The organism is Paenibacillus rhizovicinus (genome assembly GCF_010365285.1).
Classification (GTDB): Bacteria; Bacillota; Bacilli; order Paenibacillales; family Paenibacillaceae; genus Paenibacillus_Z; species Paenibacillus_Z rhizovicinus.
On the sequence record NZ_CP048286.1, the window covers coordinates 4,369,074 to 4,386,189 of the forward strand.

A 17,116-nucleotide genomic window follows, 5' to 3' on the forward strand; every position below is an offset into this window, starting at 1 on the left:
GCTGACAATTAACCAATCGACGACTTCCGCGCTAAACCCCTTTAACCAGCCCGCCGTCGACCATCAAGCTTTGGCCGGTCACATAGCTGTTCGCGGGCGACGCCAGAAACGCGACGTAGCGGGCGAACTCGGCGGGATCGCCGTAGCGGCCGACGCCGATTTCGCTCTCGGACTTCGCGCGCTGCTCCTCGTACGGAACGCCGGTGCTCGCGGCGCGCGATTCGTCGAGCGTCCGGACGCGATCCGTTGCGAAGCGGCCCGGCGCGGCCGAGTTGATCAGGATGTTGCGCGGCGCATACTCGTCGGACAGCGTCTTGATCAATCCCTGCACGCCCAGACGGAGCGTGTTGCTGAGCACGAGGCCCGGGATCGGCTGCTTGATCGACGTGGAGGAGACGTAGACGATCCGTCCGCCTTCCGCCGGGAAGTGCGGCAGCGTCTGGCGGACCAATCGGATGACGCTCATCATGTTCAGCTGAAAGGCGCTCTCCCACTGCTCGTCCGTAATGGACGCGAACGGTCCCGCAGGCGGTCCGCCCGCATTGCACACCAGCCCGTCAATCCGGCCGTACCGTTCCACGCTCGCTGCGATCAATGCTTCAATATCCGCGGCGGATGACACGTCGGCCCGCACGCCCAGCACGTCTCCGCCCGTCGCCGAGCGGATGTCGCTTGCCGCCTCCTCGATGGTCGCCGCGGTTCTGCCGCAAATAACCACGTTCGCGCCTTCCTGCGACAAGCGCAGCGCGGTTGCTTTGCCCAATCCTTTGCTAGCCGCCGTGACGATGACGGTCCGGCCCTTCAATTCCAAATCCATGATGATTCCTCCTTATTGCTGCGATGATTGGCCAGTCATAGCTGGCAATTCCCTGCTTGCCCCACGTGCTGACTTCCTTCTTCTTACTTACATACAGCATGCCTGATTTGAACCGCAATGTCGAGTCTTCGCCCGCGATGCGCAAGCGGATGCGAGCGCCCGGCAACACGCTGCCCGAGGACGGTATGGTTCCGGCGGCCGGCCATGAATCGGATGCGAGAAGAGCGGCGGCAAAATACGATCATCGTGAACAATCGGATGGACGGCGTGGAGATCGTCTCGTCGGATCGAACGATCCGAGCGGTACTGTCGCGAATCAGCCTTCGTGGGAAGCGCCGTATTGATTTGCCCCCTTGCTAATCAAACCGGTTATGCCGGACGCCGGACGAGAAGGGCTTGCAGCCGATTCTCTCGTCCGGCTTTTTCATTGTTTCGCGAGGTATCGGGAGCAGACGGGAGGCAGGGAAAGCCGGATGAATGCCGAATTCCGTAATAAAGCCGCCTCCCGCAGCAGGAGATGACGAAGCACAGCCGATTTATGAGCCGGCGAATTACGCGACAGCGATTAACCAAATTGGAGGGTTAATATGATTACGCAGGGAATTGAGCGGTATTTAACGCCGTATAAGCTGGGCCGTCCGGTACTGACGGGTTCAGGCGAACCGGGCGCATACGACGAGCTGGCGGTGGACGTCCCGTTCGTGTTTCAGCACGGGGAGCGGTTCTTCATGCTGCATGTCGGCTTTAACGGAGTGGGTTATCAAACGGCGCTGGCGGTCAGCGACAATCTGATCGACTGGACGCCGTATGGCGTCATACTGAAGCGCGGCGAGGGAAACGGCTGGGACAGCCGCAATACCGCGGGCTGCTGGATACTGCGCGAGAACGGCCTCGAAGGAGCGCCGAAGCTGAAAAAATGGAACGACCGCTACTGGCTCGTCTACCATACGTATCCGGACGACGGCTACGAGGCAGGACCGGGACGGATCGGTCTCGCTTGGACGCAGGACGAGGAGCTGCTCCAATGGCATCGGTTGCCGGAGCCGATCCTTACGCCGGAGGAAGGCGCTGAATGGGAGCGCGGCGGATTGTACAAGGAGTGTCTGATCGAGCACGAAGGGAAGCTGTTTTTATTTTATAATGCGAAGAATATGCCGGACGACGACGATTTCTGGATCGAGCAGACCGGATACGCGGTGTCGGATAATATGACGGATTGGACGCGGGCTGCGGCAAATCCCATTCTGCGGGTGTCCGAGGGAGGCTGGGATTCGCGGTTCGTGAGCGATCCGTGCGTCGTGAAGGACGGGAACCGCTGGATCATGTACTTCTTCGGCTTCGACGGCCGCAACGCGCAAGAAGGCATTGCTTTCTCGGACAACCTGACGGAGTGGACGAAGGTCGACGAACCGATTCTGCGGACCGGCGAAGCGGGCGAAATCGACGCTATCCATGCGCATAAGCCGTCCGTCGTGATGCATGACGGCGTCTTGTACCACTATTACTGCGCGTGCAGACCGTACAGGGAAGGCGACCCGACGAACAATTTCGGCAGCGAGTTTCGGACGATCAGCGTGGCGACGTCGCGTCCGTTGGCGGGTGGGTAGCCTTCGTCGGGATCGGGACTAGTCGTACTCATCAATGAGTGCCGTAAGCAGGAGGCGGGGAATGTCCGAACCTTAACGAATCTCACGCGCCTTATATGGACGGAATGAGCGCCTGAAATCGGGTAACGAACCCGACATCCCTTATTTGAGTGCAAATGGCTCCCATGTAAGGTTCGCAAGCCAAATAGCTTCGCTGAGATTCGTTACGTTGTTGAGTGCAGCCGCAAGGGGCGAATAGCGTCAGCTCGATTCGTTAGCGTCACTTGCGGTTTGGAAGCGAACGGCTAGCAGATAGGGGAATGGCCATGACCAATGAACAGCAAAGCAATGTCATCCGCCTTGAAGCGGATCGGATTCTGAACGAGTCGGGATTAATGGAGGCGCTGAACCGTTTCGGCAAGACGCTGGTCCATGGCAGTTACGCCTTGGATCTCATGACGTGGCGGGACTTGGATATGTACGTGGAAACCGTCGATTGGAGCGAGTCCCGGTTCTTCGACTTGGGCAAGGCGATCGCCGCCTGCGTCCAGCCGTCCAAGATGAGCTACCGCAACGAGCGCCAAGGCGAAACGGATCATTTGCCAAGAGGGCTGTATTGGGGCGCGTATGCCGGACTGTTCGGCCAAACATGGAAATTCGACGTTTGGGCGCTCGATGCGCAGCAATACCGGCAGAAGCAGGAGGCATTTGCCTTGCTTGCGGCCAAGATCAACGACGGCAACCGGCCGTTCATACTGTCTTTGAAAAGCGAGCTGCACCGGCATCCGGAGTATCGGCGAACGTTTTTTAGCGTAGATGTCTACGAGGCGGTGTTCGAAGGCATTCGTACGAAGGCGCAATTCTCGAATTGGCTGGGGGAACGAAGAGGGCTGCGTTACTGTTTTGATTGAATCATCGCTCTGTTTGAATGATTAATTCTAAACCGCGTTAACGGTTCTGACGTCGACTAGCACTTGCGTCGCTCGTTAACATCATGAAATGAAACGAGGTTCACCTATGAATGAAATACGCGTATTGCAGCATGATGACCTTGGAGATAGCATCGAGCTGTCGGCGTTCGCTTTTCAATTCGAGCTGTCGGCGGACGACAAAGCCAATCGGATTGCCCAGGCGGATCCGGGTCAAACCTGGGGCTTCTTCGCGGAAGGCAAGTTAGCCGCAAAACTCCAAATTATCCCGTTCCATACGTGGGTGAACGGCCGGCGTTTTGCGATGGGAGGTATTGCAGGCGTGGCCACTTGGCCGGAATATCGGCGGGGCGGAAAGGTGGCGCAGCTCTTGGGGCATGCGCTCAAGGTGATGCGGGATCGCGGGCAGACGCTTTCATTCTTGGCGCCGTTCAAATTTGAATTTTATCGCAAATACGGCTGGGAAACGTACGTCGACTATGTCCAGTACGAGATTCCTTCCGACGGGCTGCCCAAGTTCAAAGCGGCCGAAGGCAGCTCGGTCGTGCGCGTGGCCCGGGACGGTGAGCTTCTCAACCCCATCTACGAGAGCTATGCGAAGCAATTCAACGGGATGCTGGAGCGGGATGCGGGACGGTGGAGCAAGGCTTTCTTCGGCAAAAAGGGCACGGCGGCGATCTACTTGAACCCCCAAGGAGAAGCGCGCGGTTACGTTTTCTACCAAGTGAGGAACTCCGTGGCGACCATCCACGAGCTGGTGTTCCTGGACGAGGAAGCAAGACGCGGGCTGTGGAAATTCATCGCCGATCACGATTCCATGATCACGAAGGCGGAAGTCAAAGCGCCGGTCGACGATCAGCTTCCGTTCCTGATGCAAGAGCCGCGGTTCAAGCAAGAGAGAACGCCGTATTTCATGGCGCGGATCGTAGACGCGGAAGCGTTCTTGACGCAGTATGTCTATGCGGCGCGTTCCGGGGCCGAACCGCTCTATCTGCGCATCTCGGACCCGCATGCGGACTGGAATGAGGGCGTCTATCGCATGGCGTTTGCGAACGGCGGGACGACGGCGGAAGTCACGAAGCTTGCTGAGGGCGAGGCGCCGGAAGAGAGCGAAGTGCTCAGCTGCACGATCCAAACGCTGACGGCCATGTTCATGGGTTATCAACGGCCCGGATTTATGGCCCGCATCGAGCGTCTCCAAGGCTCGCAGGACAGCATTGACCGCTTGGAAGCGGCTCTTCCGCAGCGGGCCACTTATTTGGCGGATTTCTTTTAGCTTGGCAGTGGGGAAACCAGGGTCCCTCCGGATACGGAGTTTGATTCCATGACGTGCCGCTGAGCTTCATGACCATGATTGGCAGCCCGGTGAAGGCTGCCTCTTTTATTTGCCAAATCGGGAGCTCATCGGTATGATTGGTTCTGAAATCGCATGAATGAAATATAAAGCCGAAAGGCGTAAGGTGAAATACGCATTTGCATAGTGCCTAATTTAAGAAAGGGGATCGGGTCATGCAGTTCTTCAAGAGAATATTCAAGTGGTCCCCGCCTCGGATATTGGCTGCGGGCTTCGCGCTTATCATCCTCTGCGGCAGCGTCCTGCTAAGCCTTCCGTTCGCATCGTCGAACGGCTCGTTCACGCCTTATATCGATGCGTTATTTACGGCGACGACGTCAACCTGCGTTACGGGGCTGGTTACCGTCGATACCGGAAGCCATTGGTCGGTGGCGGGACAAGTTATTATTCTCATTCTGATACAGCTTGGCGGCCTTGGATTCATGACGATGGCCACGTTGTTCGCGCTTGTGCTGCGTAAGCGGATTTTGCTCCGGGAACGGCTGATTCTGCAAGAAGCATTGAATCAGAACAGCATGGAGGGCATTGTGCGATTAATTCGAAAAGTCATTACGTATGCCCTGACGATCGAACTCGCGGGAGCTGTGTTGTTTGCCGTTCGCTGGTCGTTCGATATGCCGATCGGCAAAGCGATATACTTCGGCCTTTTTCATGCGGTGTCGTTCTTTAACAATGCCGGAATCGATTTATTCGGCCAATTCGGGGTTCCGTTCATCAGCTTGACCGGCTATGCGGATGATCCCCTTGTCAATATCGTGACGATGCTGTTAATCATTCTGGGCGGTATCGGCTTTATCGTCATTGCGGATGTCATGGACTACCGGAGTACCAAGCGTTTGTCGCTGCATTCCAAGGTCGTTTTGTCGACGACGGCAGCTCTGATCGTAGTAGGCACGTTAGTCGTGTTCATCTTTGAGTTCTCGAATACGAAGACGCTGGGGTCGCTGCATTGGGGCGGGAAAATACTGGCTTCTTTCTTCCAATCCGTTACAACAAGAACCGCAGGCGCAAATACGGTGGATTTGGCATCGCTTCGGCAGGCCACGCAGTTTTTCATGGTGATCCTAATGTTCATCGGAGCATCGCCGGGGTCGACGGGGGGCGGTATCAAGACAACGACATTCACGGTGCTGGCGGTTGCGGTCCTCTCGATGATACGGGGCAAAGAAGATATCGTATTATTCCGGTTTCGACTTGCGCAGGAACGCATTAACAAAGCGCTCACGATTACGATGCTGTCGCTGACCTTGGTTATTATCGTGACGATGATTCTGACAACGACGGAAGACCAGGCGTTCATCAAAATTTTGTTTGAAACCACTTCGGCATTCGCTACGGTCGGTTTGACGCTCGGCATAACGCCTGAGCTAACAACGATCGGCAAAACATTGATTATCCTTATGATGTTTGTGGGAAGACTGGGACCGTTGACGCTTGCTTACGCTTTAAGACCGCGCCAAGAAAGAGCCTTATTCAGATATCCCGAAGGCAAGATTACGATCGGATAGGGGACGGGCGGTTCGGTTCCAGTCTTGGCGGGCGTATCGGCTGCAGCATCGTGGCCATCCATAACGAAGAGGGTATGCGTCGAAATAATCTTTCCTCAGAAGCGGAAGTGTCATTAACGTGGAAACAAGCACAACCGAAATTATCGGGTATCTCATGCAGCTTCTGCTAATCGTAATCGGGACGGGCATGATCGCGGGCACGCTTGCGAAGAAACTGCATTTGCCGGATGTTGCGCTATTCATCCTTGCAGGCATGCTGATCGGTCCGGGGCTTCATTGGATTCATGAATCCGACAGCTCGCTAACCAATCAGTTGATACTAATCACGGGCTCCGTATTGATTTTGTTCGACGGCGGACGCAACATCCGGTTGCATGGACTGAGGCAGGTCGGGTGGACCGTAGGGCTATTGAGCGTTCCAGGCGTGCTTGTTACGGTCGCCGTAGTAGGTACGGCCATCCATTGGTTATTTGGTTTGGAGTGGCTGTACGCATTTCTGTGCGCGGCCGTTATCGCTTCGACGGACCCGGCTTCCATTATTCCGGTTTTTCGGCAGGTTCGCATTCGGGAGCGCGTGCGCGAAACGGTGGAAAGCGAATCGGCCTTCAACGATGCGACGGGCTCGATTCTTACTTTTGCGCTCCTCGCGGCGGCTACCGGCAAGTCCGCACTGGATGCGGGCTCCATAACGCTCGATTTTCTGAAAACGGGCTTAGGCGGGATTGCGGTCGGTTGCGCGCTGGGATACGCGGTCTCATTCGCGGTATCGCACTTTCGGTTCGGGCTCTTGCGGGACTATACCACCATCGCCATGCTAGGGACGGCGATCGGCGCGTATGCGGTCGGCGAAATGCTGCATGTCAGCGGCTATATGGCTACTTTCGCGGCTGGCTTGATATGGGGCAACTCGAGCTCGTTCAACTTGCACATGGGGCATAAACAAGAGGAAATGGGTCATTACCTGGACAACATGACCGTGCTTCTGCGGATGCTGATCTTCATCTTGCTAGGGAGCCAGGTCGATTTCGGTGTAATGGCTGAATATCTCTGGCAGAGCGTACTGGCGATTATCGTCCTCATGTTCGTTGCCCGGCCTATAGCCGTCTTGCTATGCGCGCTTCCGGACGTCAAGAGCCGTTGGACGCTGAAGGAAATGGCGTTCATGATGTGGGTGCGGGAAACGGGCGTCATTCCTGCTGCCTTGGCCGGCATGCTCGCGGGATTGGGAGTCAAGCATGCAAACGTCATCTCATCCGTCACGTTCATGGCGGTGATGCTGACCATCGTTCTGCAGGCGAGCACAACATCTTGGATGGCTCGCAAGCTAGGAATAACCGTGACGTCGCACGAATGAATCCAACTGGTCTTGGACCGCGAAGAGGCAGCCGGTATCATGCGGCTGCCTCTTCTATGTTAATGGGTTTATTGAGATTCACTTCATCTTTACTATAAAACGTTTCTTCATCGCTTTATGATGCGCCGCCGGAGGGTTCCGGCGCTGTGGTTCGCGTTATTATTCCCTGTTCAGCTTGTCATTCAGCTGCTGCTTGTCTTGTTCGGGCAGCGGCCGGACAGCGTCGTGCAGGCGTTTCTGGCTACGAGCGGCTTTCACTTGTCGAGACTGCCGGCGCCGCCGCCGGAAATGGTGGGGGGAGACGGTCATTATCTGTGTACCGTCGCGGCCCGCGGGCATCGGCGCGTGGTGAAGCCGCTTCGGGCTGGAATCCGGCACGGCGCGGCCATTACCGCGAACCGCCAGCTGATGATCGCCAACGCGTTCGAAAACGTGCTGGAACAGTACATGCCCGCCTGCCATCGGACGATCCGCCGGCTATATGACACGTACGGCTATCCGGTGAGCCGGCAGATTCGTTCGAAGCTTGCGGCGGATGCGGTATTCATAGTGATGAAGCCGATGGAATGGTCCTTTCTGCTCGTGCTGTACACCGTCGATAGCCGGCCGGAAAACCGGATTCAAGTCCAATACAGCGAGTTCGGCAAGAAGGGCAGGCCGACAGGAGATTGAATGTTCAGTAAAGTCTGGTCCAGAAGCATTTTGAAGACAGCCGTTACGGTTATAAGGCTGGAATGCTGCACCGCTTGTTCTCTCAACCGAGCAAACCGTACCGCTTGGCGCGGCGCGCGGCGCCGCTATTTCTTCTTCCTCCTCAAATCCTCCATGATCCGCTTCCCCGTCGGCGTCTGCGCCAGTCCGCCTCCGGCGGTTTCGCGCAGCGTATCCGGCATGGCGGAGCCAACCTCCAGCATGACCTGCACCACCTCGTCGGAGGGGATGACGCTGCGCACGCCGGCGAGCGCCATGTCGGCCGCGGCCAGCGCGGTCACGGCCCCGAAGCCGTTGCGTACGATACAGGGCACCTCTACCAGTCCGCCGACGGGATCGCAGACGAGCCCGAGCGAGTTCTTGAGCGCCAGACCGACGGCATGGATCGCCTGCGTCGGCTTCGCGCCGCGCACGTCCGCCAGCGCGCCGGCGGCCATGCCGATCGCCGAGCCGACTTCGGCCTGGCAGCCGCCTTCCGCGCCAGAGACGAACGAGTTGTTGGCGATCACGTATCCGATGGCCCCTGCGGCGAACAAGCCGTACGTCATGTCTTCGTCGCTCCAGCCGAAACGCTCCTGGCAGCTGAGGAATACGCCGGGAATGATGCCGCAGGAGCCGGCGGTCGGCGTCGCGATGATGCGGCCCATGGAGGCGTTGACCTCGGAGACGGCCAGCGCGTACCCCATCGCGAGACTCGCATCTGCGCCGAGCAAGCTGTCCTTCGCCTCCCGATAAGCCATGATGCGCTTGGCATCCTGGCCGGTCAGTCCGCTGCGGGATGTCGTATCCTCCGTCAAGCCGCGCTGAACGGCTTCTTTCATAATCCCGTAATACGCCGCCATTTGTTGAAACTCTTCCTCCGGCGATTTGCCGGTCTCTTCGGCCTGCTCCTTCAGCATGTACCGTCCGATGGACAATCCGGCCGCTTCCGCTTGTTCGGACAGCTGCCGCAGCGTGCGAAAATGCATGGAATTTCCCCCTCCTCAAGTGATATGAACGAAACGGACCGTATGAATTTCGGCATAGGCGGCGAGTTCGCCCCGCAGCGTCGGCGGGAAATCCTCGTCCGTTTCCAGCACCATCATCGCCTCGCCGCTGCGGCTCTTGCGATCGACGGTCATCGTCCCGATGTTGATTCCATGATGCTGCAGCAGCCGCGCGACGATGGCGATCATGCCCGGAGCATCCGCGTTCTGGATGACGAGGGTCGGGTAATTGCCGGTCATTTTCACCTTGAAACCGTCGATGCTGACGATTTCGATATTGCCGCCGCCGATGGAGGTGCCGACGAGCGTGAAGGCCGGCTCCTCGTCTTCCGAATTCTCGTACAGATGAAGCTCAGCCGTATTGGGATGGGGGTATAAGCCTTTTCCCGTTATGGCCTCGGGCTGCATGCCTTCCTGCATTGCAATGTCCAGCGAATCCGGCAGCCGGACGTCGTCCGTCGCCATATCCAGCAGCCCGCCGACGACGGCCGCATAGGTTCCGTGTCCCTCGTACGTTGCGGCGAACGAGCCGTAGAAAATCACGTCGGCCCGCTGCGGCAGCCGTCCGAACAGCTGCCTGGCCGCCCGTCCGATGCGCGCGGCACCGGCGGTATGCGAGCTCGACGGTCCGATCATCGGAGGGCCGATGATGGAGAAGACGTCTTTGAAGCGCATGGCGATAGTCCTCCGTTCTTCGTGATAAGCATCCCTTTGTCAAAATGGTAGTATGTGGAACGAACGGCCGATTATGCACGGAGCTGCGGATGATTGCCGAAGCGGGCGGCAAGCAGGTGACAGGCAGGCGACAAGCACGCGGGAACTGATCGGCCCCTCTATTCAAGGCTCCGATGACGTAGTAGTGTAGAAGGAAAATATCCGTCTGACAGGCAGGGAGGAGCACGCTATGAACATTCTCATCGTGGACGATGAACCACGGCATTTGCGCGGGATGGCTGCGATGATCCGGACGATGCGGCCGCATGCGCAGGTGTCGGTAGCCAAGGATGGGGAAGTCGCGCTCGCAAGCATTCGATCGGAGCTGCCCGACGTGGTGCTCAGCGATATTCAAATGCCGAACATGGACGGGCTTGCTTTGCTGAAGCTGGTGGCCGAAGAGGGCATCCGGACGAAAATCGTCATGGTATCCGCGTTCAATCTGTTCGATTACGCCCAGACCGCGATCCGGCATGGCGCATGCGATTATTTGCTGAAGCCGATCGATGCGGACAAAGTCGAAGAGCTGCTGCAGCGGCTGGAGCACCAGCTCGCGATGGAGGAGAAGGAACGGGGCGAGTCCGCCGAACTGAAGCAGCGGCTGCGGCTCGCTTCTTCCGCCTACCGGAGCCGCCTGCTCCACTTGTGGCTGAGCGGCGATTTGCCGCCGGAGGAGCGGGAAGAGCTTGCGGACTGGGCGCTGCTGCGCGAGGTCGATGCCCTCATCGTGACGGAAATCGGCAGCGGGACGAACGATGCGGACGATGCGAACGATCAGCAGGCGCTTCTGCCGTCGCTGCTCCAATCGCTGACCGGTCAGTTGGAGCAGGCGGGAGCGGCATTCGGCCAAGCCTGCGCTTGGCCGCTGCAGACCGAACCCGGCCAGAACATCCGGATCGTCACGGCGCTGCGCCTTCGCCGGCCCGTGCCGATATCTGCAGCCGAGCTGAACGAACTGAACCGCGGCATTCGCGCAGTGCTGCTGGCGCTGTCGGCGTCCCGGCAGCCCGACCTGCGCCTGTCTCACGGCATCGGGGCCGCAGTCTTCCCGGCCGAGCCGGACACGGGCGCCGCGCGTATACCGAATCTATATCTGCAGGCGCAAACCGCGCTGGCCTATGCGTTTCACGACGAATGGCAGGGGATCGTGAACGGGGCGGAGCTGCTTCCGGCGCCCGCGGCCATCTTCCGGCTGGACGGGGAGCAGCTGTTCGAAGCGCTGCAGGAGCCGTCGCCGGCAGCTGCCGAGGCGCTGTGCCGGGCTGCTTTTCAAGAGCTCGCGGCATCCGGACATGCCGACCCTAAGCTGATGAAGGATTACGCGGCCTTGACGATCATGAAGATCAAGAGCCGAACCAAAGACATCGTCGAGCGGCAACTTGGAAGCGTTCTCACCGAAACGGCCGTATCCGGTATTCCGGCATGCGTCAGCAGCGGAGCGCTCATTGAGCTGCTGCTCCTGCGCTTGAACGAGGTGCACCGGTCGCTGAATGCGCGGAAGCAAGGCCGCAGCGAGCTGATTATCGAGCAATGCTTGTGCTGGATCCAGGAGCATTACCGCGAAGACGTGACGCTGGAGATGGCGGCCGATCGTTTTCATTTCAACGCTTCGTATTTCAGCACGTTAATGAAGAGCCGTACGGGGCGTTCGTTCTCCGATCATCTCACGGAAACGCGGATGCGGCGGGCCAAGGAGCTCCTTGGCGCCGGACAGCTCAGAATCTACGAGATCGCGGAGCAGTGCGGCTACCGGGATACGAAATATTTCACGCGCATGTTCAAGCGGCAGGTCGGGCTGTCTCCCGAGGCTTACAAGCATATGGAATCGAAGTCATCCGGGAATGAGGGAGAAGCATGACATTTCGGGCAAGGCTGCTGCTCAGTTACTTGGTTCTGATCGCGCTGCCGCTCTTCGTGCTTGGCACGCTGTTCTACCGGACGAGCTTGAACGTCGTTACGGAGCAGGCCCAGAAGAACGTATACGCCGTCGTGAAGAAGAACGATGAAGTGATCGATACGAAGCTTGGCCTTGCGGAACAGAATAGCCGGGCTTTATTCGTGGACAAGGACTTATTTCAAATTTTCAACAACCTGAATCCCGCCAACGAAGAGGAGCTCGTGGCTGCCGACCGCCAAGTATCTACGATCTTGAGCAAATATTTTTCCCAGAACGAAGACGTCTACGCCGCGCAGCTGTGGACCACGTACTTCAGCTTCGGCACGTCGCGTTCGATGCCGCAAGGCGATCCCGCGCAATCGGAGATTTATAAAGAAGCCGAACAGGCGGCGGGGAAGATGGTCTGGTACCCGACCTACGATTTCATTCACATGTTCAACCAGCCTTGGTTGAAGAAGGGGACGATCGAATACCGCTACTTATTCTCCGCGACCCGGATGCTCAATTTCTCCCACATGGACGACAGCACGCTCGTGAAACTGAAGCCGAACGTCGAGCGGCCCGTGCTGACGATCAGCTACAAGTCCACCGTGCTGGACGAGCTGTTCGAGCAGAGCATTCCTGCCGGCTCCACTTACATGGTGCTGAATCCCGACAATATCGTCGTGGCGTCCAGCGACAAGGCGCAGGTCACGAAGCGCTATAAGCAGGATTGGATCGAGGCGTTCCGCGCCAAGGGGAGCGGCACGCAGCGGCTGAAGCTGAACGGGCGCAATCAAATCGTCTGCTTCGACCAGTCCGAAGTGACGGGCTGGCTGTCGGTCGTCATTACCCCGCAATCCGCGCTCGTCAGCAATCTTGTGCCCATCATCCGCACGACGACGATCGTCAGCGCGCTTGTCCTGAGCGGCGTCGCGCTGCTGTTCGCGTATTTCATTCTCGGCCGGATCATCGGTCCCATCAAGAAGCTGATGAGCGCCATGCGATCGGTGGGCGAAGGCGATTTCCACACCCGCGTCGACGTCGCCAGAAACGACGAATTCGGGCTGCTGACACAGCGGTTCAACCGGATGAACGACCGTATTCAGATGCTGGTCAAGGAAAACTACGAGATCAAGCTGAAGGAGAAGGAAGCGGAGATTCATGCGCTCAACATGCAGATGAACCCGCATTTTCTGTACAATACGCTCAATATCATGAACTGGACCGCGATCGAGAACAACCAGAAGGAATTGAGCAAGATGCTCGTCTGCCTCTCCAACATGCTGCACTATACGTCCCGCAAGGAATGGGGGGCGGTCCATCTGTCGGAGGAGATGGAATGGATGAAGAATTATTTCTACATCATGAGTGCCCGGTTCGAAGGCAAATTCAGCGTCAGCTACGAGATCGAGCCTTCCCTGTTCGAGGAGAAGCTGCCGCGCCTGCTGTTTCAGCCTTTCGTCGAGAATGCGATCCTGCACGGATTCAGCCAGATGGAGGAAGGCGGACGAATCGCGATCCGCGGCTGGACGGAGGGCGCAAGCCGGTATTTCGAAATCCGCGACAACGGAAGAGGCATCAGCAAGGAAGGGATCGACGCGATTCTGTACAAGGAATCCGCTTCCGTCGGCATCAAGAACACGATCTCGCGCATTCGGATGGCCTACGGCGATGTCTATGGCATTCAAATTCGCTCCGCGCCGGGCGGCGGGACGAGCGTCGTGATCCACCTGTCGCACAACACCCAATAATAGTCCACCATTCTAGAAATGCTCGGGTTTTGAAAGCGCTGTCCGTCTCTTACAATTAAACCATCATAGACTGCAGCTATGAGCCAATGAGGATGAATGCAGAGAGGGGCTCTTATCATGTTCAGAAATCAATGGAAGCTGGTCTCCATGCTCCTGGTATTGCTGGTGGCGGCCGTGACCGTGCTGTCCGGCTGCACGAAGTCGGACGCCGGCGGAAACACGAACGCCGCCCAGGGCAATGGCGGCACGAACGAAGCAGGCGCGGACAACGCGGATGCGGGAACGGCGAACGCCGGAAGCGGGGAGCCGGTCAAGCTGCGTCTTACCGGATGGGGCGCGCCGGACGAAGTCGCGGCGTACAAACTCGCCATCGCCAAGTTCGAGAAAGCCCATCCGAATATCAAAGTCGATTTTCAAGCGATTACCGCGGATTACGATACGAAGCTGACCACGATGGTCGCGGGCAACGACGAGCCGGACGTGGCCATGATGGAATCGGCCACGATCGCCTATCCGCTGGCGGAGCAGGGCAAGTTCCTGAATCTGCAGGATTACCTCGACAATGACGGGGAAATCACGCCGGATGCGCTCGTGCCGAACATTACGTACTCCTCGGAGCCCGGGAATGTGATCGGCATCGGGCCGGGACCGGAAACGTTCGTGCTGTATTATAACGAAGACGTCTTCAAGGATGCGGGCTTGACGCCGCCGCCGGCCGATCCGGCCCAAGCGTGGACATGGGAACAATTCGTGGACGTCGCGAAGAAATTGACCGTCGACAGCAAAGGCCGGAACGCGTCGGAGGAAGGGTTCGATCCGAAGAACATCAAGCAATTCGGCATCAACCTGCCGACGTGGTGGGGCGTTTACAGCAACTTTATTTATTCCAACGGCGGGGATTTCCTCTCGGCCGACGGCAAGACGCTGGGCCTTAACCAGCCGGAAGCGGTCGAGGCGCTGCAGAAGCTGGCCGATCTGATCAATGTGTACCACGTTGCGCCGTCCCCGTTGCAAGCGAAGAACATTCCGGGCACGAACGTGGCGCTCCAAACGAAGAAGGTCGCCATGGCCTTCGACGGGCAATGGGCAACCGCGAGCTTGGCGCAGTCCAAGTTCCATTACAACGTGGGCGCGCTGCCGGTCATGAAGCAGCCGGTGACGACCGTCGTCTGCGGCATGTTCTCGATCTTCAAGTCCACCAAGCATCCACAGGAAGCTTGGGAGCTGACGAAAGCGCTGCTGGACCCCGACGCTTCGCTGGATATGCTGACGGCCGGCACCTGGATGCCTTCCCATAAGGATTGGTATACGGATGCGGATAAGCTGGCCAAATGGACAGAGAACCTCCCGTCCAGACCGTCCGGCTACAAAGGAGCCGTCATCGATGTCCTGCTGAACCACAGCCATCCGACCCCGACGGCCTACGTGAAGAACTTCAACAAAATCATGGATGTCATCAATCCCGCTTTGGATAAAGTATGGCTTGGCAAGCAGTCGGCCAAGGAGGCGCTGGACGCCGTCGCCGCGAAGGCGCAGGAACAAGTCCAAGGACGCCGCGACGTCAATTAAGGCCAAGGCCGTCCGCAGCCGCGGGCAACATGCACCGATGATTGGCGCGGATGCCGGGCATGGACGACAAGCATAGATGACAGGCATGGAGGACAGCGGTTCTTGCCCAAGAACGCTGTCCTCTTTCATAGACAGGAGGTAGTCGGCATGGAAGCTCCGGCTCTGGATAGACAATCGGCGCTTGATACGCAAGCGATTCGGAAGAGGAAGAATGCAAGAGAGCGCAAAGCGTTGTTTTACGGCTTACTATTCACGTCCCCGGCCATACTCGGGTTTCTAATCTTCACCTTGGGCCCGATGATCGCGAGTTTCTACTTAAGTTTGACGGACTATAACGTCTTCAAAGAAGGCACGGATTTTATCGGATTCGACAATTACGCGAAGCTGTTCTCCGGCGAGGACGACTTGTTCTACCAGTCGCTCGGCACGACGTTCTATTTCGTCGTTCTGCGCGTGCCGGCGGTCATTATCATCTCGTTCATCCTGGCGCTTCTGCTGAATATGAACGTGAAGGGACGCTCCGTGTTCCGGACCATCATTTACTTGCCGAGCATCGTCCCGGCGGTGGCTTCCTCCATGATTTGGCTATGGCTGCTGAACCCCGATCTCGGCTTGGTCAACAACGTGCTGCAGAAGCTGCATCTTCCGACAAGCAGCTGGCTGTTCGGGGAAGGCAGCGTCATTCCGTCCATCGTCCTCACGACCTTGTGGGGGATCGGCGGTACTGTCATCATCTTTCTAGCCGGATTGTCCGGCATTCCGAAACAGTATTACGAAGCGATCGACGTGGACGGCGGCGGCTGGTTCCACAAGTTGCGGCATATTACGATTCCAATGGTGACGCCGACGATCTTCTTCAACACGATCATGACGATCATCGGCTCCTTCCAGGTGTTCAGCGAGGCGTACATTCTGACCCAGGGCGGACCGAATAACAAGAGTTTGTTCTTCGTGTTCTACCTGTGGCGGACCGCCTTCCGGGACACGGAGATGGGGTACGCTTCGGCGCTGGCCTGGGTGCTCTTCATCATCATCCTGGTCTTCACGGCGATCGTATTCAAAACCTCGAAATCCTGGGTGCACTACGAGGGGGAACGAACATGAGAGAATCCAGGCTGAAGCTTGCCGCAGGGTATGTCGCCCTGCTAATCGTATCCGTGATGTTCATCGTGCCGTTCGTCTGGCTGCTTCGCAGCTCCGTCATGGACTTGTCGCAAATCTTCATCATGCCGCCGGAGTGGATACCAAGACCGTTCCACTTCGATAATTTCAAGAACGCGATGACGGTCGTGCCGTTCGGCGCTTTCTTCAAAAACACGCTCATCATCGTCGTCGGCGTCCTGCTGGGAACGGTCGTATCGAGCACAATCGCGGCGTTCGGGTTCTCGCGTATCCGGTGGAAGGGGCGCGACATGGTCTTCGCGATTCTCATGTCGGCCATGATGCTGCCGGGGGCGGTCACGCTCATTCCGAGCTTTCTCGGCTGGAAGACGCTCGGCTTCTACGATACGTTCTATCCGCTGATCGTTCCGGCGTATTTCGGCGGCGGCATCTTCAATATCTTCCTGCTGCGCCAGTTTTACTTGACGATTCCGCAGGATTTCGACGAGGCGGCGTTCGTGGACGGCGCGAACTATTTTCAAATTTATTGGCGCATTCTGCTGCCGCTCAGCCGTTCCGCCGTCATCGTGGTCGCGCTGTTCACGTTCCTCGGCTCGTGGAATGATTTCATGGGACCGCTGATTTACTTGAAGAGCGACAGCCATTTCACGCTTGCGCTCGGCCTGCAAATGTTTCAAGGAAGCTATACCGCGCAGTGGGATTTGCTCATGGCGGCTTCGGCGGCCGTCGTCATGCCTTGCGTCGTCGTATTTCTAATCGGCCAGCGCTACTTCCTGGAAGGAATTACGCTCACGGGATTGAAAGGTTAACGCGTACAACTTTATAAGCTGAGGAGG

The 17,116-nt window shown here is 57.8% G+C and carries 15 protein-coding genes and 1 pseudogene; 13 read left to right on the top strand and 3 right to left on the bottom strand.

The genetic code is table 11. The annotated features are described in order from the left end of the window. Positions 1 to 31: 31 nt before the first annotated feature. A complete protein-coding gene (locus tag GZH47_RS19600) occupies positions 32 to 817 on the bottom strand; it encodes an SDR family oxidoreductase (protein WP_162642633.1) in 786 nt (261 codons plus the stop codon). Between the two features lie 107 nt (positions 818 to 924). On the opposite strand from GZH47_RS19600, the gene GZH47_RS19605 reads away from it, so the two are divergent. The 8 genes and pseudogenes from GZH47_RS19605 to GZH47_RS19635 all read left to right on the top strand — a co-directional run bounded on the left by GZH47_RS19605 (position 925) and on the right by GZH47_RS19635 (position 8,220). Further along, positions 925 to 1,161: a hypothetical protein gene (locus tag GZH47_RS19605; protein WP_162642634.1), complete on the top strand. Its 237-nt coding sequence runs from the start codon at positions 925 to 927 to the stop codon at positions 1,159 to 1,161. Positions 1,162 to 1,404: 243 nt separating this feature from the next. Next, positions 1,405 to 2,424, top strand: a complete 1,020-nt coding sequence (locus tag GZH47_RS19610; RefSeq protein WP_162642635.1) for a glycoside hydrolase family protein — start codon at positions 1,405 to 1,407, stop codon at positions 2,422 to 2,424. Positions 2,425 to 2,729: 305 nt separating this feature from the next. Further along, a complete protein-coding gene (locus tag GZH47_RS19615) occupies positions 2,730 to 3,314 on the top strand; it encodes a hypothetical protein (protein WP_162642636.1) in 585 nt (194 codons plus the stop codon). Between the two features lie 106 nt (positions 3,315 to 3,420). After that, entirely contained in the window at positions 3,421 to 4,608 is a 1,188-nt protein-coding gene (locus tag GZH47_RS19620) for a GNAT family N-acetyltransferase (RefSeq protein ID WP_162642637.1), read from the top strand. Positions 4,609 to 4,841: 233 nt separating this feature from the next. Then, complete coding sequence (locus GZH47_RS19625) at positions 4,842 to 6,194, top strand: TrkH family potassium uptake protein (RefSeq protein WP_162642638.1); 1,353 nt, start codon at positions 4,842 to 4,844, stop codon at positions 6,192 to 6,194. 118 nt (positions 6,195 to 6,312) lie between these two features. Beyond that, the gene (locus GZH47_RS19630) at positions 6,313 to 7,548 is read left to right on the top strand and encodes a cation:proton antiporter (RefSeq protein WP_162642639.1); all 1,236 of its coding nucleotides are present in this window, start codon (positions 6,313 to 6,315) and stop codon (positions 7,546 to 7,548) included. A gap of 114 nt (positions 7,549 to 7,662) precedes the next feature. Further along, positions 7,663 to 7,824 (top strand): annotated as a pseudogene (locus GZH47_RS34770) (DUF6688 domain-containing protein); the annotation flags it as partial. After that, positions 7,807 to 8,220: a DUF6688 family protein gene (locus GZH47_RS19635; RefSeq protein WP_450091452.1), complete on the top strand. Its 414-nt coding sequence runs from the start codon at positions 7,807 to 7,809 to the stop codon at positions 8,218 to 8,220. The pseudogene GZH47_RS34770 and the gene GZH47_RS19635, both read left to right, overlap by 18 nt. Positions 8,221 to 8,345: 125 nt before the next feature. On the opposite strand, the gene sdaAA is transcribed toward GZH47_RS19635, so the two are convergent. Together sdaAA and sdaAB are read right to left on the bottom strand one after the other, a co-directional pair. Then, on the bottom strand, positions 8,346 to 9,227 hold the full coding sequence (sdaAA, locus tag GZH47_RS19640; protein WP_162642641.1) for an L-serine ammonia-lyase, iron-sulfur-dependent, subunit alpha: 882 nt from the start codon (positions 9,225 to 9,227) through the stop codon (positions 8,346 to 8,348). A gap of 15 nt (positions 9,228 to 9,242) precedes the next feature. Beyond that, positions 9,243 to 9,920 carry an L-serine ammonia-lyase, iron-sulfur-dependent subunit beta gene (sdaAB, locus tag GZH47_RS19645; protein WP_162642642.1) on the bottom strand — a complete coding sequence of 226 codons (678 nt, stop codon included), beginning with the start codon at positions 9,918 to 9,920 and terminating at the stop codon, positions 9,243 to 9,245. A gap of 229 nt (positions 9,921 to 10,149) precedes the next feature. Between sdaAB and GZH47_RS19650 the strand changes: the two genes are divergently transcribed. The 5 genes from GZH47_RS19650 (at position 10,150) to GZH47_RS19670 (ending at position 17,089) form a co-directional block, all read left to right on the top strand. Then, positions 10,150 to 11,817 (top strand): response regulator transcription factor, encoded by a 1,668-nt coding sequence (locus GZH47_RS19650; RefSeq protein WP_162642643.1) that lies wholly within the window; start codon positions 10,150 to 10,152, stop codon positions 11,815 to 11,817. Beyond that, the gene (locus GZH47_RS19655) at positions 11,814 to 13,589 is read left to right on the top strand and encodes a sensor histidine kinase (protein WP_162642644.1); all 1,776 of its coding nucleotides are present in this window, start codon (positions 11,814 to 11,816) and stop codon (positions 13,587 to 13,589) included. Before GZH47_RS19650 ends, GZH47_RS19655 begins: the two co-directional genes overlap by 4 nt. Before the next feature lie 117 nt (positions 13,590 to 13,706). Beyond that, positions 13,707 to 15,158 (top strand): ABC transporter substrate-binding protein, encoded by a 1,452-nt coding sequence (locus GZH47_RS19660; protein WP_162642645.1) that lies wholly within the window; start codon positions 13,707 to 13,709, stop codon positions 15,156 to 15,158. A gap of 147 nt (positions 15,159 to 15,305) precedes the next feature. Then, positions 15,306 to 16,262 carry a carbohydrate ABC transporter permease gene (locus GZH47_RS19665; RefSeq protein WP_162642647.1) on the top strand — a complete coding sequence of 319 codons (957 nt, stop codon included), beginning with the start codon at positions 15,306 to 15,308 and terminating at the stop codon, positions 16,260 to 16,262. Further along, positions 16,259 to 17,089 carry a carbohydrate ABC transporter permease gene (locus tag GZH47_RS19670; RefSeq protein WP_162642648.1) on the top strand — a complete coding sequence of 277 codons (831 nt, stop codon included), beginning with the start codon at positions 16,259 to 16,261 and terminating at the stop codon, positions 17,087 to 17,089. Before GZH47_RS19665 ends, GZH47_RS19670 begins: the two co-directional genes overlap by 4 nt. Positions 17,090 to 17,116: the final 27 nt, after the last annotated feature.

Bases quoted from the DNA above. Each gene is read 5' to 3' on its own strand.
- GZH47_RS19660 (WP_162642645.1), top strand. From the start codon at position 13,707: ATGTTCAGAAATCAATGGAAGCTGGTCTCCATGCTCCTGGTATTGCTG.
- GZH47_RS19615 (WP_162642636.1), top strand. From the start codon at position 2,730: ATGACCAATGAACAGCAAAGCAATGTCATCCGCCTTGAAGCGGATCGG.
- GZH47_RS19650 (WP_162642643.1), top strand. From the start codon at position 10,150: ATGAACATTCTCATCGTGGACGATGAACCACGGCATTTGCGCGGGATG.
- sdaAB (WP_162642642.1), bottom strand. From the start codon at position 9,920: ATGCGCTTCAAAGACGTCTTCTCCATCATCGGCCCTCCGATGATCGGA.
- sdaAA (WP_162642641.1), bottom strand. From the start codon at position 9,227: ATGCATTTTCGCACGCTGCGGCAGCTGTCCGAACAAGCGGAAGCGGCC.
- GZH47_RS19665 (WP_162642647.1), top strand. From the start codon at position 15,306: ATGGAAGCTCCGGCTCTGGATAGACAATCGGCGCTTGATACGCAAGCG.
- GZH47_RS19610 (WP_162642635.1), top strand. From the start codon at position 1,405: ATGATTACGCAGGGAATTGAGCGGTATTTAACGCCGTATAAGCTGGGC.
- GZH47_RS19655 (WP_162642644.1), top strand. From the start codon at position 11,814: ATGACATTTCGGGCAAGGCTGCTGCTCAGTTACTTGGTTCTGATCGCG.
- GZH47_RS19620 (WP_162642637.1), top strand. From the start codon at position 3,421: ATGAATGAAATACGCGTATTGCAGCATGATGACCTTGGAGATAGCATC.
- GZH47_RS19670 (WP_162642648.1), top strand. From the start codon at position 16,259: ATGAGAGAATCCAGGCTGAAGCTTGCCGCAGGGTATGTCGCCCTGCTA.
- GZH47_RS19600 (WP_162642633.1), bottom strand. From the start codon at position 817: ATGGATTTGGAATTGAAGGGCCGGACCGTCATCGTCACGGCGGCTAGC.
- GZH47_RS19625 (WP_162642638.1), top strand. From the start codon at position 4,842: ATGCAGTTCTTCAAGAGAATATTCAAGTGGTCCCCGCCTCGGATATTG.